The sequence below is a fragment of the Flavobacterium sp. genome (assembly GCF_044341265.1).
In the GTDB taxonomy this organism is placed as follows: domain Bacteria; phylum Bacteroidota; class Bacteroidia; order Flavobacteriales; family Flavobacteriaceae; genus Flavobacterium.
In genome coordinates this window covers 1-17,929 of record NZ_JBIISA010000026.1, presented here as the reverse complement: position 1 = coordinate 17,929, position 17,929 = coordinate 1, and the positions used below count along the sequence as shown (strand labels likewise).

At 30.2% G+C, this 17,929-nt stretch carries 10 protein-coding genes; 1 reads left to right on the top strand and 9 read right to left on the bottom strand.

Annotated elements, in window-relative coordinates; translation table 11 throughout:
- Positions 1 to 15: 15 nt before the first annotated feature.
- From ACIQ06_RS12140 to eno, 9 genes are all read right to left on the bottom strand, one after another.
- The gene (locus tag ACIQ06_RS12140) at positions 16 to 1,977 is read right to left on the bottom strand and encodes a 3-coathanger stack domain-containing protein (RefSeq protein WP_396146660.1); all 1,962 of its coding nucleotides are present in this window, start codon (positions 1,975 to 1,977) and stop codon (positions 16 to 18) included.
- Between the two features lie 6 nt (positions 1,978 to 1,983).
- Positions 1,984 to 4,296, bottom strand: coding sequence for a beta strand repeat-containing protein (locus tag ACIQ06_RS12135; protein WP_396146658.1), 2,313 nt, complete (start codon positions 4,294 to 4,296; stop codon positions 1,984 to 1,986).
- A 269-nt stretch (positions 4,297 to 4,565) separates the two neighbouring features.
- Positions 4,566 to 5,849, bottom strand: coding sequence for a citrate synthase (locus ACIQ06_RS12130; RefSeq protein WP_396146657.1), 1,284 nt, complete (start codon positions 5,847 to 5,849; stop codon positions 4,566 to 4,568).
- A 178-nt stretch (positions 5,850 to 6,027) separates the two neighbouring features.
- A complete protein-coding gene (locus tag ACIQ06_RS12125) occupies positions 6,028 to 8,130 on the bottom strand; it encodes a T9SS type A sorting domain-containing protein (RefSeq protein ID WP_396146656.1) in 2,103 nt (700 codons plus the stop codon).
- A 10-nt stretch (positions 8,131 to 8,140) separates the two neighbouring features.
- Positions 8,141 to 10,228, bottom strand: a complete 2,088-nt coding sequence (locus ACIQ06_RS12120) for a T9SS type A sorting domain-containing protein (RefSeq protein ID WP_396146654.1) — start codon at positions 10,226 to 10,228, stop codon at positions 8,141 to 8,143.
- A gap of 12 nt (positions 10,229 to 10,240) precedes the next feature.
- On the bottom strand, positions 10,241 to 11,011 hold the full coding sequence (locus ACIQ06_RS12115) for a LytR/AlgR family response regulator transcription factor (protein WP_396146653.1): 771 nt from the start codon (positions 11,009 to 11,011) through the stop codon (positions 10,241 to 10,243).
- A 143-nt stretch (positions 11,012 to 11,154) separates the two neighbouring features.
- Entirely contained in the window at positions 11,155 to 12,993 is a 1,839-nt protein-coding gene (locus ACIQ06_RS12110; protein WP_396146651.1) for a tetratricopeptide repeat protein, read from the bottom strand.
- A gap of 165 nt (positions 12,994 to 13,158) precedes the next feature.
- A complete protein-coding gene (locus ACIQ06_RS12105) occupies positions 13,159 to 15,690 on the bottom strand; it encodes a T9SS type A sorting domain-containing protein (RefSeq protein ID WP_396146649.1) in 2,532 nt (843 codons plus the stop codon).
- 136 nt (positions 15,691 to 15,826) lie between these two features.
- Entirely contained in the window at positions 15,827 to 17,119 is a 1,293-nt protein-coding gene (gene eno, locus ACIQ06_RS12100; protein WP_396146647.1) for a phosphopyruvate hydratase, read from the bottom strand.
- 325 nt (positions 17,120 to 17,444) lie between these two features.
- Between eno and ACIQ06_RS12095 the strand changes: the two genes are divergently transcribed.
- Positions 17,445 to 17,929: hypothetical protein (locus ACIQ06_RS12095; protein ID WP_396146645.1), on the top strand; the 485-nt coding region annotated here is incomplete at its 3' end.

Genomic DNA, 17,929 nt, shown 5'->3' with positions numbered 1-17,929 from the left:
TATAAGTATTTACTTTTAATTTTTAATTAACTTTTCTGTATGTACTTGTCCATCATCTGAAATTACATTAACAATATAGATGCCTGTTGGATATTTACTGACGTCAACTTGTGTTCTGTTTATTGTATCCACTTGTTTTTCATAAACTATTTTTCCATCTATTGTTGCAATACTTAGTTTATTGAAATTACCGTCATTCATAACAACTTCAATGAAATTACTTGATGGATTTGGAATAATAGAAAATCCGTTTACCAGTTTTACTAAATTAATATTTTCTTCTGGGATTTCTTGATAAACAGATTGTTCCTCACCTGGTCTGTATACAAAAGTGCTAGAACATCCTTCAGGATAAGCTGCAAATTGAGACCCTAATTCGGCTTCGAAACCAGGATTTAATTCCACATAATTTTCCGCGTGATAAACGACACCATTTCCTTGAACATTATCACCGACAGAAATAATATTGGATGCTTTAATCCAATCGGATCGTTCACGTTTCTTTATTGCTGGAATAGCTAAGTTGTTACTATCATCCGTTGGCGATGTTAAAGTTAGCGTTGGAATACAACAATCAATAAAAGTTACATCTGGTCCAACATTGGCAGAATTATCTGATATTTCATATAAAAATGTTCCTGCTGTACAATTAACATTAAAGTCGGCATTTACCTGAAATTCGAAATTTCCTGATGGATTTGTTCCAAAAACACTCGGCAAGAAACTAAAACAAAAAGTATTTGCTGTAAGCTGCGAAGGTGTGTTTAAAGTAGCAATTACTACTCCACCTTGGGTTATTTGCATTGAAATGGTATTTAAAACTGCATTTGCTGGAGCTGCATAAGTACCGCAAACTTCAATTGGCACTATGCTAGTTGGACTTGGACAATTTATATTAGTTGGATTAGTATTTATTGCGCCTAATTGAGGTGAAGCACATGTAAATCCGCAAATGTTGTCTATATAAACTGTTCCGAAGTGAGCAGATGGTTGACAATCACTTACAGAAAACTCAATTGTTCCTGGTTGATTTAAAATATCACCAACATTTAATCTTGCACAAATCCAACCTGTATAAAGTACTCTTCTGTCAGAATTCACATTAATTGTTGAAAATAAGCAATTGTTGGGATTAGCAATAATACAAAACTCATCAACTACGTTTCCATATTGATCTAAAACTCTTGCTCTAAAATAAGGCTGAATATCTTGTGCATGTCCAGGTTTATTATCCATAACCAACGAAAAATTGAAGTCAATTGTTGATTGATTTATAACTGGAAAGTATCTAGAAACAGTGGTTAAATCTGACGAACCCATTCCGCCAGTGTTGTTAAGCTTTATTGCTTTTGTTCCTCCATTAGTGTTTAAAGTAGGAACATTAACACCAAGACCTGCTAAAACTGGATCAAATTGCTGATAACCCGAAGCACCACTATCAATAACAGTTGCTCTTGAATTAAAATTGTTTGTTGTTGGAGCTAACACATTAGTAGTTGTTAAAACCGTTGGTGTCGCACACGATTGAAAAAAAGAAGTTCCAGATCCAGGTTGTGGATGCAAATCTGCCCAGAAAGTGTATCCAGCAGTTCCATCTTCAAAATCACCATTAACACAATTTTGAGCCACAGATGCAGGAAGTTCAATTGCTTTGTAATCAGCTACTGCTTCACGATTTCTTGAGAAAAATAATTTTCTTAACTCATATCTTTTAGCATCTATTAGTGCTTTTTCTAATTGTATATCTGTAAAATCCTCTTCTTCTCTAAGATGCTTAATAACCTCATCTGTAACCTCAACGGCTAACTTATACTTATTGAAATTATCCGAAATAAATCGTTCAACTTCTTTCTCTGTTTGTTCTGTTCTTGATACTCTTTTATTTTCTGCCTCAAGATATTCGTTTACTTGAGCAACCAATGAATTTGAATTAAAAAACAACAGAGCAATTAAAACTATTTTAAATATTTTAATCATGACTCATTATTTTTTTTGAATTAGTGCCTTCATTTGATTTTTTAATTCCTCAATCTCTTTATTCTGATTTTCTATAGCTTTACTTTGGTTTTCTAAAGTTTTATTTTGCTCGATTATATATAATGTTAATTCTTCAATTTTCTCCATTTGTTTTGCTTGCATAGCAGATAAATCTAAGCCATTTTTAGCCAAATCCTCAGCAGAATCAACACCAGGTAAGTGATTATTTTTATTTATAAATTCTTCTACTTGTTTTAATGGCATCAATTTGTAATCATCAGCGAATACATAATCTGCCCAATTGTTAGTACTTCTTAAAGCTACCTTTATTTTTTCTGTTAATATTCCTCCTTCAACAAACAATTTATAGTTTCCAGTATTGTTTGGATAAATCCAACTAGAACCAATGTACATTTTTCCGTGATTTGGACTTGTTGCAGTATTGAACCAAATATTTCTATCGTTCATATTTACAACTCTGTTGTTGTTAGTCGTGGTTGATTGATTGATAACACCATTATTTCCGTAAAGACTTGTATCTATTGAGCTTACTTGATATGGTGTAGCTGGCATACCATTACCAGTTATAGTAACATTACTTCCTGGTATTACTGTAGTTGTTGGTAAGTTAATTGTATTTCCATTTGAAATTGTCAATGCATTTCCAACTAATGAAAGTGATTGTGCATCTGTATCCGTATCAGTAAATGTTGGTAAAGTAATTGTATTTCCGTTTGAAATTGACAATGTATTACCATTAATTGTAAGTGATTGCGCATCTGTATAAGTTGGAAGAACTACTGTATTACCATTAGAAATTGATAAATTATTTCCAACCAAAGAAAGTGATTGAGCGTCTGTATCAGTATCCGTAAAAGTTGGTAAAGTAATTGTATTTCCGTTTGAAATTGACAATGTATTTCCAGCAATTGTTAGTGATTGTGCATCGGTGTAAGTTGGAAGCACTACTGTATTACCATTAGAAATTGATAAATTATTACCAACCAAAGAAAGTGATTGAGCATCAGTATCTGTAAAAGTTGGTAATGTAAATGAACCTCCACCATTAGATAATGTTACAGTATTTCCAGATTGAGTTAAAGTTTGCAATTCATTTGTTGTGCTTGCATCTAATTCTGTAAAAGTTGGAACTGGTAAGTTAACTGGTGCGCTTTCAACTCCGTTTACTGTTGTTACCAATTGATTGTTAGAATTAATAGTATTATTAATCGAATTTACAATTGGAGCTGTTGCAATCAAAGTGTTTACATTACTAGTCATAATATTCCCATTTGATGACAATAAATTACTTGTAATTGAATTAGGTAATTCTTGTAAAACAACATCACCATCGATATTAACGCTTAAAAAAGCATTTGATGTATTTCTTGTATTTGGAATGAAAGTACTATTCAAGTTTGTAAAACGAAGACCCGAATTACCAAATACTCCATGTTTTATTTCAACTTTATTATTTGGAGATCTAGTTCCAATTCCTACTCTTCCTTCAACTAATAATCCATTTTTTGGAGCTAAAGAACCTGCTATTGGGAAAGGAATTCCTCTTGGAGTAAAATTTTTACCTATAACAACACCTCCACTTACATCTAATCTATTAGCTGGAATTACGTTGTTCCCTAATCCTAAACCAACATTGCCTTTCTGAGAAATAAGCATTTTTTGAACACCATCTCCATCAGCCAAAATAACAGTTTTTTCAGTATCATTACCAGTTATAATTTGTGTTGATGGAGAACTATTAACAAATACTTTACCTAAAAAAACATTACCACTACCATTTACTAAATTTGTTCCATTTTCATTTCCAATAAAAACATTACTACTACCTGTTAATAAGTGTCTTGGTGTGAAATATCCAATAGCAATATTTCCATTTCCTTGATTTTTTAATAAAGTTGCATACCCAATAGCTGTATTGTATGAACCGGGATCGGAAGAATCTCCCATAGATCTGTGACCAATAGCAATATTGCTATTACCAGTGATATTATTTTCTAATGTTCTTGTACCAAAAGCACAATTTAACTCACCAGAAAAATTCTTACTTAAAGCATCATTTCCGAAAGCACTATTAAAACCACCTCTAGAAACAACCAATGTATTGATACCAAATGCACTGTTGCTATTTCCAGTATTATTAATCAATGCATTATAACCAAAACCATTGTTGTAGCTACCTGTATTGTTGGTACCAGCACTTACACCTGTAAAAGTATTGTTGGTAATCTGTCCGCTACTTGTTGATATGAAACTTAATAAAGCTAAAAACGTAAGAAAAGAGTAATTTTTAATTTTCATAACTGTGTAGGTTTAAGTTAATAAATGAATAAACTCAGATTCATTGTTTAATTTGGGGCTATAAACAAGAAGTAAATTTTACTATTTCAAAAATATATGATTGTTTTTAATAAAACCGATTATTTACACAATTATTCGATAAAATACATCTTTTATGATTTATATAATATATTTTTCTTACAATATAAAACTAAGACAACTAGATACTTACACAAAAAAAACTCCTTGCTTGTGACAAGGAGTTTTTTATAAATAAAATAATTAAAAAATTATCTTTTTTCCATAGGAACAAAATCTCTTAATGGATGCCCAGTATAAACTTGTCTAGGTCTACCTATAGGCTCTTTGTTAACTCTCATTTCTTTCCATTGTGCAATCCAACCTGGTAAACGACCAATTGCGAAAAGAACCGTAAACATATCAGTTGGAATTCCTAATGCACGGTAAATGATACCAGAATAGAAATCTACGTTTGGATACAATTTTCTTGATACAAAATACTCATCAACTAAAGCAGACTCTTCAAGTTTTTTTGCAATTTGTAGAATTGGATCATTAACTCCTAATGTAGATAAAACTTCATCAGCAGCTTTTTTAATGATTTTAGCCCTTGGATCAAAGTTTTTATAAACTCTATGACCAAATCCCATTAAGCGGAATGGATCATCTTTATCTTTTGCTTTTGCTAAATATTTATCTGCATCACCACCATCTTTTTGAATGTCTTCAAGCATTTCTAAAACTGCTTGATTAGCTCCTCCATGAAGTGGACCCCAAAGCGCAGAAACTCCTGCAGAAATTGACGCAAATAAACCTGCATGAGACGAACCAACTATTCTTACTGTTGATGTAGAACAGTTTTGCTCATGATCTGCATGAAGAATAAATAATTTATCTAAAGCATCAATTACAACTTGATTTTGCGTGTAAGGACCTGTTGGCAATTCAAACATTAAATGCATGAAATTTTCAACATAACCTTTAGTATTATCATAGTAATTTAAAGGATAACCCATCATCTTTCTGTAAGTCCAAGTAGCAATAACTAAAAATTTAGCCATTGTTTTACATACAGCTTCATACATCTCTTTTTCATTTTCTACATTTACAACTTTTGGATTAAAAGCTGTTAAAGCAGAAGTTAATGAAGATAGAACTCCCATTGGATGAGCTGTTTTTGGGAAACCATCAATGATATTCTTCATTTCTTCATTTACCAAAGTATACTTACGAATATCATTTTCAAATTGAGTTAGTTGCTCTTTTGTTGGTAACTCTCCGAAAATCACTAAATAAGAAACCTCAAGAAAATCAGCTTTTTCAGCTAAATCTTCAATTGCATAACCTCTGTAGCGTAAAATTCCTTCTTCTCCATCAAGGAAAGTAATATCACTTTTACAAGAACCTGAATTTTTATAACCTGGATCTAAAGTGATAGCGCCAGTCAAGGCACGTAGTTTTTCAATATCGATAGCTGGTTCGTTTTCGCTTCCTACAATTACTGGAAACTCATACTTTTGGCCATCATATTCTAATATTGCTGTTTTTGACATAATATGTGTGGAAATTAATCGTGATAATTTATAATTTAACAAAATTATGGAATTCTAAATGAATTAAAAAACAAATACGTTAACGTTTTCGTTAATTTTATTATAAAAATTGCAAGGTTGGTATAGTTGCAATAAAAAAGCGCGCCGAAGCACGCTTTAATTAACTAAAAAACTTAACTTATTCTTTAACTATTCGCTCCACTTTTATTCCTTTATCAGAAGTTACTTTTAGAAAATAAATGCCTTTTGATTTATCTGAAATATCAATTGATGAAGAAATTTCATCTGTTAATTTTGTTTGCAACAATCTTCCTTGCACATCGTATAATTGTATTGATTTGATGCTGTTTTCAGATTTTACATTAATAATTGATTGTGTTGGATTTGGAAAAATCACAACTGAATTATCTTTTTCAAAGGCACTATTATTTAACGATTGAAATATTGTATTTGCTATTCCAGTATCGATTGGTGCATTGTAGTCAAAGAAAATATCTCCTCTGTTGGAAACATTATCTCCAGATTGTAAGGTTCCTTTACTTCTTATTTTTAATAATATATTCCCGTGTCCACCTGTATCTAATGCAATATTTTCGAAAATAAATTCAACAATATTTCCAGTGATTTTTACATAAGAAGGATGTGATGTGTTTAGTAATTGTAACGAATTCAGATTAAACTTTGTGGTATCAATAGTGGCTTTTACTACAACATTTTCTACAGCTGCTGTTCCGGTGTTTTCAAAATTTATTACATAATGTAAATACTCACCTATCAATGATGGAGAAACCGAAGTTCCTTCAATGCAAGTAATATCATTTGGATCGTAAGAACCAACTACTGTTTGATTGAATAAAAAAGTATTGTCTGAAGTAGTTTCATCGCCAGCTATTGGCAAAATAGAAGTTGTAAATTGTAAAATATCGCCAATATTTACTGGATAATTTATATCAGTTGGTGTATTAATATTTAACGTAACATAAATGCTTCTACTTTCAAAAGGAAGTAAATTAGCATAACTCCATGATAACGAACCAGAACCAGTTGTTGCAGGAGCTGTTGTAGCAGAAACAAAATCCATTAAATTTTGATTGAAGAAAAAGTTTACACCATACAATTGAGATAATGTTTGGTTTCCTTTGTTCTTATAAACTATTTGATAAACAGCATCAAAACCTGGTCTTGCTGGTGTTATTGGTGCAATGACAATTTCTAAATCGGGATGAATTCCATTAGCTGAAATGCAGAAGTTTTGAATTGAAGTATTGTTGTTATTATTCACAAATGAAATCGATGCTGTTGCTGGAGAAACATTGAACCATGACGGATTTTCTATATCTGGATAAATCTGAAAATTACCAGCATCAGAATAGAAAGTATAATTACCTAATGAATTTGTAAAAGTCCAACCTAAATAAACAGGATTTGCAAACTTCATTTTTACATTTAGTAATGAAGAATCTCCAGAATCGCAACCATTAGAATTTGAGTCAAATAAAACTTGTCCATTTATTGTATTATAATCTCCTCCAGGAGTGAAAAAGCAATAGGAGTTTACAACTACATTAGTTAAACCAGAAGACGCTAAATAGTTATTTACATTAACTAACTCATTATCATCAGCACAAATGAATTGTAAAGCTGGATTTGGAGGAGAAAAATAAAAATAGAATAATAAATTTTCGGAAAAACCATTTTTAATATTTATGGTTTGTAATGGATTATATGAAAATTCGCCATTACCAGTAATATTCACCATAGACAAATCTAAGTTTGATATTTGGTTATGATCGGCAAAAAAATCATTAAAAATTACAAGATTTGTAAAATTAAAATTTGTAATAGAATTGTAACTACAAAGAAATGAACTCAAACTTGTAACACCCGAAAAATCAAGAGAAGTAAGTAAGTTATTGGAGCAAACAAAATTGCTAAGATTCACACAATTTGTAACATTCAAATTAGAGATTTGATTATTATTACATTGTAATGTTATTAATTGTGTTAATCCTGAGACATTCAATTGCGTTAATTGATTGTATGAGCAATCCATGGAAGTTAAGTTAGTAAAAGATTGTATTCCTGTTAAATCAGAAATATTAGAATTACTAATAGACAATCCGTATACTGACAAAGCCTCACTTTGCTGAATATTTCCATCAGAATTTGTATCATATCCTAAATCAATTAATTTATTTTTAAAATTCACATCAGGAATATTTACAACTTGCGCATTTGCGAATCCTGTTATAAGTAGTACTAAAATTATTAACTTTTTCATAGCTTTATTTTTATTCTTTAACTATTCGCTCCACTTTTATTCCTTTATCAGAAGTTATTTTTAGAAAATAAATTCCATTTGATTTATCTAAGATGTCAATTGATGATGAAGTTTCATCTGTTAATTTTGTTAGCAACAATCTTCCTTGCACATCGTATAATTGTAATGATTTGATGCTGTTGTCAGATTTAATATTAATTATTGATTGTGTTGGATTTGGAAAAATCACAACTGAATCATCTTTTTCAAAGGCGCTGTTATTCAGAGATTGAAATACTGTATTTGCTATTCCTGTATCGATTGGCGCATTGTAATCAAAGAAAATATCTCCTCTATTGGAAACATTATCTCCAGATTGTAAGGTTCCTTTGCTTCTTATTTTTAACAATATATTTCCGTGTCCACCAGTATCTAATGCAATATTTTCGAAAATAAATTCAACAATATTTCCGGTAATTTTTACATAAGATGGATGTGATGTGTTTAGTAATTGTAAGGAATTCAGATTAAACTTTGTGGTATCAATAGTTGCTTTTACTACAACATTTTCTGCTGCTGCTGTTCCGGTGTTTTCAAAATTTATTACATAGTGTAAATACTCACCTATTAAAGATGGAGAAACTGAAGTCCCTTCGATGCAAGTAATATCATTTGGATCGTATGAACCAACGACTGTTTGATTATATAAAAATGTATTGTCTGTAGTAGTTTCATCGCCAGCTATTGGCAAAATAGAAGTTGTAAATTGTAAAACATCGCCAATATTAACTGGATAATTTACATCAGTTGGTGTATTAATATTTAAAGTAACATAAATACTTCTGCTTTCAAACGGAAGTAAATTAGCATAACTCCAAGACAATGAACCAGAACCAATTGTTGCAGGAGCTGTTGTAGCAGAAACAAAATCCATTAAATTTTGATTGAAGAAAAGGTTAACGCCATACAATTGTGATAAGGTTTGGTTTCCTTTGTTCTTATAAACTATTTGATAAACAGCATCAAAACCAGGTCTTGCTGGTGTTATTGGCGCAATAACAATCTCTAAATCGGGATGAATTCCATTAGCTGAAATACAAAAATTTTGAGTTGAAGTATTGTTGTTATTATTTGCAAATGGAATTGTTGCTGTTGCTGGAGAAAAATTAAACCAAGTTGGGTTTTCAATATTTGGAGTTAAAACAAAATTTCCAGCTTGTGTATAGAAATTATAATTTCCTGAATTATTAGTAAAAGTCGCTCCTTGATTTGCACCATCGTTAATATTAATTCTGATATTTGGTTGTTGTAAATCAGTAGCATCACAACCATTAGAATTTAAATCAAACAAAACTTGTCCAATAATTGTATTGTAATTTCCTCCTGGTGTGAAAGTGCAATAGGAATTTACAACAATATTAGTCATTCCTGAAATCATTAAATATTGATCTATCGCAGTCTCTTGAGCATCATCAACACAAACAAATTGAAGTGTCGGATTAGTCATACCTCCTATAACATTAACGTCTTCTATATAGTTGTTTTTCAAATCAATACTCACTAATGGGTTATTATTATAGGAGTGTAAAGTTCCCGATAATAAAATTTTTGACAAATCAAGATGGGTAATTAAATTATTACTCATTAAACTCTCACTAATATAAATTGGCACTAAAGAACTAACCGATGTAATAAGATTGTTACTAACATCAAAATAATTAAACCCATTATTTCTTGTAAAATTGACAGTTTGAATTTGATTCTGTGCACCATCAAACCAATTCAAATTAATTAAACTATTGATAAAATCAATATTTGTAACCATATTATTTCGAATAGATAAATTAGTTAAATTTAAAAAAGCTTCAATACCGCTCAAACTTGATATAGAAGAGTTATTGAGATCCAAAGTGCCAATAACCAAAGCTTCACTTACCTGAATTTCGCCATCGTCATTAGTGTCAATTTTAACACTTAAACCTGAAGAAATGCTATATGCCACATAATTGGTTGTGGTAGCACTTAACAACTTTGTTTTAAAATTCGCATCAGGAATATTTACAATCTGTGCATTTGTAAATCCTGTAATCAACAGTAAAAGGTAAAATATCTTTTTCATCTTGTGCATTTATTAATTATTCAATTGTTTTGTCAAAATCTCTTGTAGTTGTTCTTTCTTTCGTTGCGAAATTGGAATTGTGCTGTTGTCTGCCATAATCACGTAACCTCCTTCTTTTTTTATATAAGATTTCAAAAAAGCTAAATTGATTAAATGACTTTGATGCACTCTAACAAATCCGTGATTGGTTAACATTTCCTCATATTCTTTCAAGGTTTTAGATATTAAAATAGGTTTGCTATTTCTTATAAAAAACTTGGTATAGTTGTCTTCACTCTCACATCTAATAATATCACTAATTTCAAAAAGATGAATTCCATCAGAATTTGACAAAGCGATGCGTTTGAAATTATCTACTTTTTTTCTAATATTCTCCAACAATAAATCTATATGAGCATAATTATCGCTTTTTTCTAAAACACTTTTTATTTTTTCAATCACCTTTTTTAATTCGTCTGGATCAACAGGTTTTAGAAGAAAATCTAAAGCGCTAAATCGAAATGCTTTGATTGCATATTGCTCGTGAGCTGTTATAAAAACTATATGTGATGTAGTTTTACCATTTTTGGTTGCTAACTTCTCTAGAATATCAAATCCGGTTCCATCATTCAACTGAATATCTAAGAAAACCACTTGCGGATGCAACTTTTCGATAGCTTCTACTCCACTCGCAACGCTATCTGCTTCACCAATAATAGTAATTTCTGGCGCATAGAGCGAAAGCAATCCTTTCATTCCGTTGCGTAAATTGATATCGTCGTCTATTAATATTGCTGTAATCATATTTTCTTTAGTAAATAGTAACTTAAATAATTACTTAATATATTGAATTGGCAAACTCAAAATTACTTTTGTACCAATTACTTGATTGTTGTTTTTAATTTCTTCTATTGTAAAATCTGCTTTTTGATTGGTAGATGATGAAATCATTTGCAATCTTTTTTTTTAGTAATGTCTAATGCCATTGATTTATGTACAACTACCGTATTTTCCTTTGCAGTTTTTGATTGTTCAATTCCAACTCCATCATCTTCTACTGTACAAATTAGACTTTCGTTTTCAATGATGAAATCTATAGTAATTGTTCCAATATTTTTCTTCGGAATTACTCCATGAATAATAGCATTTTCTACAAATGGCTGCAACAATAAAGGCGGAACGGCCATATCATCTTCAATTTCATTGCTTTTAGTAATCTTGAAATTGAATTTATTGTTGAAGCGAAGCTGCTCTAGTTCCAGATAATTTTGCAAACTTTCAATTTCTTTGTCAATTGGAATTAGTGATTCTTTCGAATATTCTAAAGTTAATCGCATTAGTTTAGAAAACTTTGCCAAATATTTTACGGCTGTATCGGTTCCATTTTGAACAATAAAACTTGAAATTGAGCCCAAACAATTGAATACAAAATGCGGATTCATTTGCAAATGCAATGCTTTTTGTTCGTATTCTGCTAACTCTTTTTGCAACGTCAATGTTTTCTTTAATTGCATTCTATTATAAATCAAGAATCCAATTCCGAAAAGTAATAACCCGAACAATCCTGCAAAAAACAATTGTAACTTACTTTGCTTTGATTGTTCCTCTAACAATACTTCTTTCTTTTCAATTTCTTTTTTGTGAAGTAATTCGCGTTTTTCAAAATCAAAATTCATTTCGGTTTCAACACTTTTTCTGGTGTTTTCTTCATTAATCAAACTGTCTTTTGCTTGATTATAAAGTTTGAAATGCGATAATGCTAAAGTTGTATTCTTCTGTTTTTCATAAATATCACTCAACAACTTTTCTGAAATCATTATTTGTTCTAAGACACCAATCTCTTTAGATAATGAAAGTGATTTATTTGCATTTGATAAAGCTACAGATAAGTTATTTTGCTCTAGGTTTGATTGAGCCAAATGAATGTAAGTATCTGCGACACCAAATTTATCATCAATAAGTTGAAATGATTTTATAGCTTCGTTCCAGTTTTCGTTTGCTTTTACTAAGTCTTTCTTCTCTTTGTAAAATAATCCAACATTATTGTACCATTCACCAAGAGCACGAGGATTTGGATTTTTATCTAAACTAGCTTTGGCTTTTGAATAATAACTTAGGGCTTTATCCCAATTTTTTTGCTTTAGATAACAATTTGCGATATTAGTTAATGTTATTCCAATATTGGGATCACCTAACTTTTCTTGAAGTTTTTGAGCTTTTATGAAATATTCTAATGCTTTAAAATCTGCAGATTGTGATTTATAAACGATTCCGATGTTGTTATATAATCTTGCACATTTTGATTCGTCTTTTAAATCTTCATAAATTTTTACTGATTTTAAGTAAAACTGAAGTGCTTTTGCATAATTACTTTGTTCCGAAAAAACGATTCCGATGCTGCCATAAGCTTTGGCTAATCCTTTTGTATTCTCATCATTTTTAACAGATTCTGACTCAAAAATATTTTGAGCTAAATAGAAATTTTGAAGTGCTTTGGAATAATTTCCTGTTATTATATTTGAATTTCCAAGGTTTAAGTAAGCCTTTCCTTCTTCGGTTTTGTATTTAATTTTTTTTGATAATTCTAAAGCTTGCGTAGCATATATAACCATCAATTTTGGGTCACTGGTCTTATATTCATCTGAAATCGCATTCAGAATTTGAGCTTTATCAATATCGTTTTTAGAATTTTTTAAAACTAACTTCAGGCTGTCCACTGCTCCATTTTGTGAAGAAGCAGAAAAAGATATTAGCAGAAAAAATAAAAATAGTATTTGTCTCATCATAAAGAAATAGATTATCAAATATACTATTTCCTTTTTGCAATAATCTTCAAAAATTAGAATTCGACGAATTTGAAATAGAATTCGTTCTTATACAAGCTTAGAGTTAGAAATTTAATATCGAATTTACAAAAAAACAAATACGTTAATTTTAATTAATATTGTTAACTACTTTTTTACAATTTTTTCTACTTTTGAACCTAACTCAGATGTAATTTTAAGAAAATAAATGCCTTTTGATTCTTCAGAAATATCTATAATTTCACTTGTATTCTCCATTAATTTAGTTTCTAATAATCGTCCATTAACATCAAACAATTGAATTGATTTTACAATTGCGTCAGAAACTACAAAAAGAAAACCATTTGTTGGATTTGGTGAAACTACAATAGAATTATCAATTGTAAACTGTCCATTATTTAAAGATTGAAAAGTTGTAGAAGCTGTATTTGTTAAAATAGGCAAATTATAATCAAAATAAATATTGGCATTGTTGGTTACTGTAGTTCCAGTTACTAGTGTACTTTTAGTTTTTATTTTGAATACTACATTTCCATGTTGTGATGCTGCTAAATTAATATTATCAAAAATAAATTCTAAATTATTACCAGAAACCCTTGTCGTCATTGGATGAGAAGAATCTAAAATTTGCAACGAATTGATATCAAATTTTGCAGTATCAATAATGTCTTTTATTACCACAAAAGTAGCTGCTGCTGTTCCTGTATTTTCAAAATTGATGTTGTAATGCAGATAATCACCAATCTTTGATGGTGAGACGGTAGTTCCTTCTAAACAGGTTTTATCGTTTGGATCATATGAACCAACCACAGTTTGATTTATAGCAAAAGTATTGTCCAATGGAAGTTCATCACCTAAAATTGGATTTATTATCGCCGTAAAATTTAACACATCACCAATATTTACAGGATAATTTACATCAGTAGGTGTATTGATATTTAACGTAACATAAATACTTCTGCTTTCAAACGGAAGTAAATTAGCATAACTCCATGATAACGATCCCGAACCAATTGTTGCAGGTGCTGTTGTAGCAGAAACAAAATCCATTAAATTTTGATTGAAGAAAAAGTTTACGCCATACAATTGCGATAATGTTTGGTTTCCTTTATTCTTATAAACTATTTTATAAATAGCATCAAAACCTGGTCTTACCTGTGTTGTTGGCGCAATAACAATCTCTAAATCGGGATGTATTCCATTAGCTGAAATACAAAAGTTTTGTGTAGTCGTATTATTGTTATTATCCGCAAATGGAATCATTGCTGTAGTTGGAGAAAAACTAAACCAAGTTGAGTTTTCAATATTTGGAGTTAAAACAAAACTTCCAGCTTGTGTATAGAAATTGTAATTTCCTAAGTTATTTGTAAAAGTTGCTCCTTGATTTGTACCGTCGTTTATATCAATTCTTATGTTTGGTTGAGGCAAATCGGAAGCATCGCAACCATTGTTATTTGCATCAAATTTAAAATTTCCTGTTATAGTGTTGTAGTTTCCACCAGGAACGAATGTGCAATAAGAAGAAACAACAGTTGAATTTTGCCCAACCGAATTTTGAACTCTAAATAATTCAATCGGATCACAACACACAAATTGTAACATTGCATTATTACTTAAATTGGAACCAAAATGACCAAATTGAGATCTGCCATTTTTAATATTTAAATAAGTTAAAATCGGATTGAATGTACAAAAAAGAGAATTCAAATTAATGTTCTGAGATAAATCTAATGTACTAACCTGAGTATTTCTTAATGTTAAACTACATAAAAGCAAATTCTGTGACACATCAAGGTTAGTTATAGGTAAATTTTCTAGAGTTAAAAACAGTAAATTAGGATTAGCTTGTAGTGTCAAATTATTAAAGCTGCAATTTCTAACTGTAAGATCCTGTAAATTAATATTTTGAGAGATATCAATACCTGAAACAGGTACATTATAAAGGTTTAGACTTCTCAAATTAATGTTTGAAGAAACATTTATAGATGTGATTGGAGAATTCGCAATTTGAAAACTTTTTAAATTACTATTTTGCGTCAGATTGATGTTTGTTAACTGACTATTAGTAACAGTTAAATAACGAAGATTTATGGCTGAGCTGACATTTAAATTACTTACGAAAGGACTGCTCGTCAAGTATCTTCCAAAATCAAGAGTTTTTAAATTACTATTTGAAGGAATATTGATAGAAGTTAACAATGTATCGTAACAAATCAACTCATATACTGAAGGTGCTTGTATTGCAGTAAAACTTGAAATTGGATTTCTACCACAATTCAAATAGCGTAAATGTGTGTTTTGAACTAAATTTAAACTTGATAGTACATTATTATTACAAAATAAAACTTGAAGGTTTGCAAATGCTTCAATACCTGTCAAATCATTAATTTGTGAACCATTAATATTTAAATATTTAATTAGCTGGATTTCATCATATTGAATTTCTCCATCATTATTCGTATCAATTTTAACACCACTCGTACTATTTATCACATCGTTTACTGCTGTACAAGAAATAATTGGATCGTTATAAATATAATTGTAGGAAGAGTTGTAAGCTACCGCATTATTCACATTTGCACTCAACAACTTCGCTTTAAAATTCGCATCAGGAATATTTACAATCTGAGCATAACCAATTCCTGTAATAAATAACAAAAAAAGTACTAATTTCTTCATATCATCATAATTAACAATCAAATATACTAATTTTATTACAAATAATAATTCAAAATTAACATTTGAAATTTGTCAACTGCTGTATAACAAAAAAACCCGACCAAATCAGCCGGGTTTAATTTATTAAAGTTAGTTTTTACTTCTGTTTGAATGCTTTCAATCCAGGGAAGTAGGCAGTATTTCCTAATTCTTCTTCTATTCGTAATAATTGATTGTATTTCGCCATTCTATCAGAACGTGATGCAGAACCAGTTTTTATTTGACCACAGTTTAAAGCTACAGCTAAATCAGCAATAGTATTATCTTCAGTTTCTCCAGAACGATGTGACATTACTGAAGTATAACCTGCATTGTGAGCCATATTTACTGCTGCTATTGTTTCTGTAAGCGTACCAATTTGGTTAACTTTTACAAGAATTGAATTGGCAATTCCTTTTTCAATTCCAGTTGATAAACGCTCAACATTAGTAACAAATAAATCGTCACCTACTAATTGAGTTTTATCACCAATTAATTCTGTTAAGTATTTCCATCCTTCCCAATCGTCTTCATACATTCCATCTTCAATTGAGATAATTGGATAATTTGCCGCTAATGAAGCTAAATATTCAGCTTGTTCTTTAGAAGTTCTGATTTTTCCTGTTGCACCTTCAAATTTAGTATAGTCGTATTTTCCGTCTACATAAAATTCTGAAGCAGCACAATCTAAAGCAATCATGATTTCGTCGCCAAATTTATAACCAGCGTTTTCAACCGCTTTTTTAATTGTATCTAGAGCATCTTCTGTTCCGCCAGCAAGATTTGGTGCAAAACCACCTTCATCACCAACAGCAGTTGATAAATGTCTATCGTGTAATACTTTTTTCAAATTGTGGAAAATTTCAGTTCCCATTTGCATTGCATGAGTAAATGAAGTTGCTTTTACAGGCATAATCATAAACTCTTGGAAAGCGATAGGTGCATCTGAGTGAGAACCTCCATTGATAATATTCATCATTGGAACTGGTAAAGTATTAGCAGAAACTCCACCAACATATCTGTATAAAGGTAATCCTAATTCATTTGCAGCCGCTTTTGCAGCCGCAAGAGAAACTCCTAAGATTGCATTAGCTCCAAGATTTCCTTTGTTTGAAGTTCCGTCTAGCTCAATCATAAGTTGATCGATATGATTTTGTTCAAAAACAGAAACGCCCATTAATTCTGGAGCAATTTTAGTATTTACATTTTCAACAGCTTTAAGAACACCTTTTCCCATGTAAGCTTTTCCACCATCACGAAGTTCAACTGCTTCATGTTCTCCTGTAGATGCTCCACTTGGAACAGCTGCACGACCTAAAACTCCGTTTTCTGTAACAACGTCAACCTCAATTGTAGGGTTTCCTCTTGAATCTAATATTTGTCTTGCGTGTACTTTAATAATAATACTCATTATTGTGTTTATTTTTTAGTTAGATAATTACATATTTACCAAAATAAGGCACACAAATTTAAGCATTAGTCAAAACTTAATCATTGATTTTTAAAAAAACTTATAAACTCAATCGTTTTAGTAGGGTAAAAAAAATGTAAACTGTTATTATAGCTGAGTCAAATACAACAAATAAAAAAGCATAATTAATTGTAGTATTTTTATTATAATTTATAATTATTTAATCGTTTTATCGTATTTTTTTGCATTTTATAGATACATACATTTGTGTGTTACAAATAATTATCTATTTTTATTGTGTCAAATTTATTATAATTAAAATCGTATGAAAAAATATTCTTTTTTAAGTACTACCAACTTAAAATCAGTTTATTACGGATTATTGTTTTTGGGATTTCTATTTTCTTATCAAACAGGAACTTCTCAGAACTACAGAAATGCTAAAGCCTACATAACTGACTTTGGTAGAAACGAATTATTTGTCAAAGAATCTTTGATGGAATATTCAACCTCAATTATTGATGCAAGTCCAGACGATAGAGTTCAAACAACTTTGGAAAGAATTTACAAAAAGCTTGAAGATGTCAATGAAAATTTAACTAAAAATGACCGAGGAGTTTATGGAGACACCGATTTAAGAGATGCCTTTATTAAACTAAACAACAAAACAATAACATTACTAAAAAACAAATCATTAAAACTTAATGATTATCAAGTTCAAAGTAATTTAGATTACTCTGAAATTTTTAAAAATTATGCTTACAAAGAATCTGAAATAGCTAAATATTATTCTGAAATAATAAACTATGA

Coding starts and splice junctions, on each gene's coding strand:
- ACIQ06_RS12140 (WP_396146660.1), bottom strand. CDS start 1,977: ATGATTAAAATATTTAAAATAGTTTTAATTGCTCTGTTGTTTTTTAAT.
- ACIQ06_RS12135 (WP_396146658.1), bottom strand. CDS start 4,296: ATGAAAATTAAAAATTACTCTTTTCTTACGTTTTTAGCTTTATTAAGT.
- ACIQ06_RS12130 (WP_396146657.1), bottom strand. CDS start 5,849: ATGTCAAAAACAGCAATATTAGAATATGATGGCCAAAAGTATGAGTTT.
- ACIQ06_RS12125 (WP_396146656.1), bottom strand. CDS start 8,130: ATGAAAAAGTTAATAATTTTAGTACTACTTATAACAGGATTCGCAAAT.
- ACIQ06_RS12120 (WP_396146654.1), bottom strand. CDS start 10,228: ATGAAAAAGATATTTTACCTTTTACTGTTGATTACAGGATTTACAAAT.
- ACIQ06_RS12115 (WP_396146653.1), bottom strand. CDS start 11,011: ATGATTACAGCAATATTAATAGACGACGATATCAATTTACGCAACGGA.
- ACIQ06_RS12110 (WP_396146651.1), bottom strand. CDS start 12,993: ATGATGAGACAAATACTATTTTTATTTTTTCTGCTAATATCTTTTTCT.
- ACIQ06_RS12105 (WP_396146649.1), bottom strand. CDS start 15,690: ATGAAGAAATTAGTACTTTTTTTGTTATTTATTACAGGAATTGGTTAT.
- eno (WP_396146647.1), bottom strand. CDS start 17,119: ATGAGTATTATTATTAAAGTACACGCAAGACAAATATTAGATTCAAGA.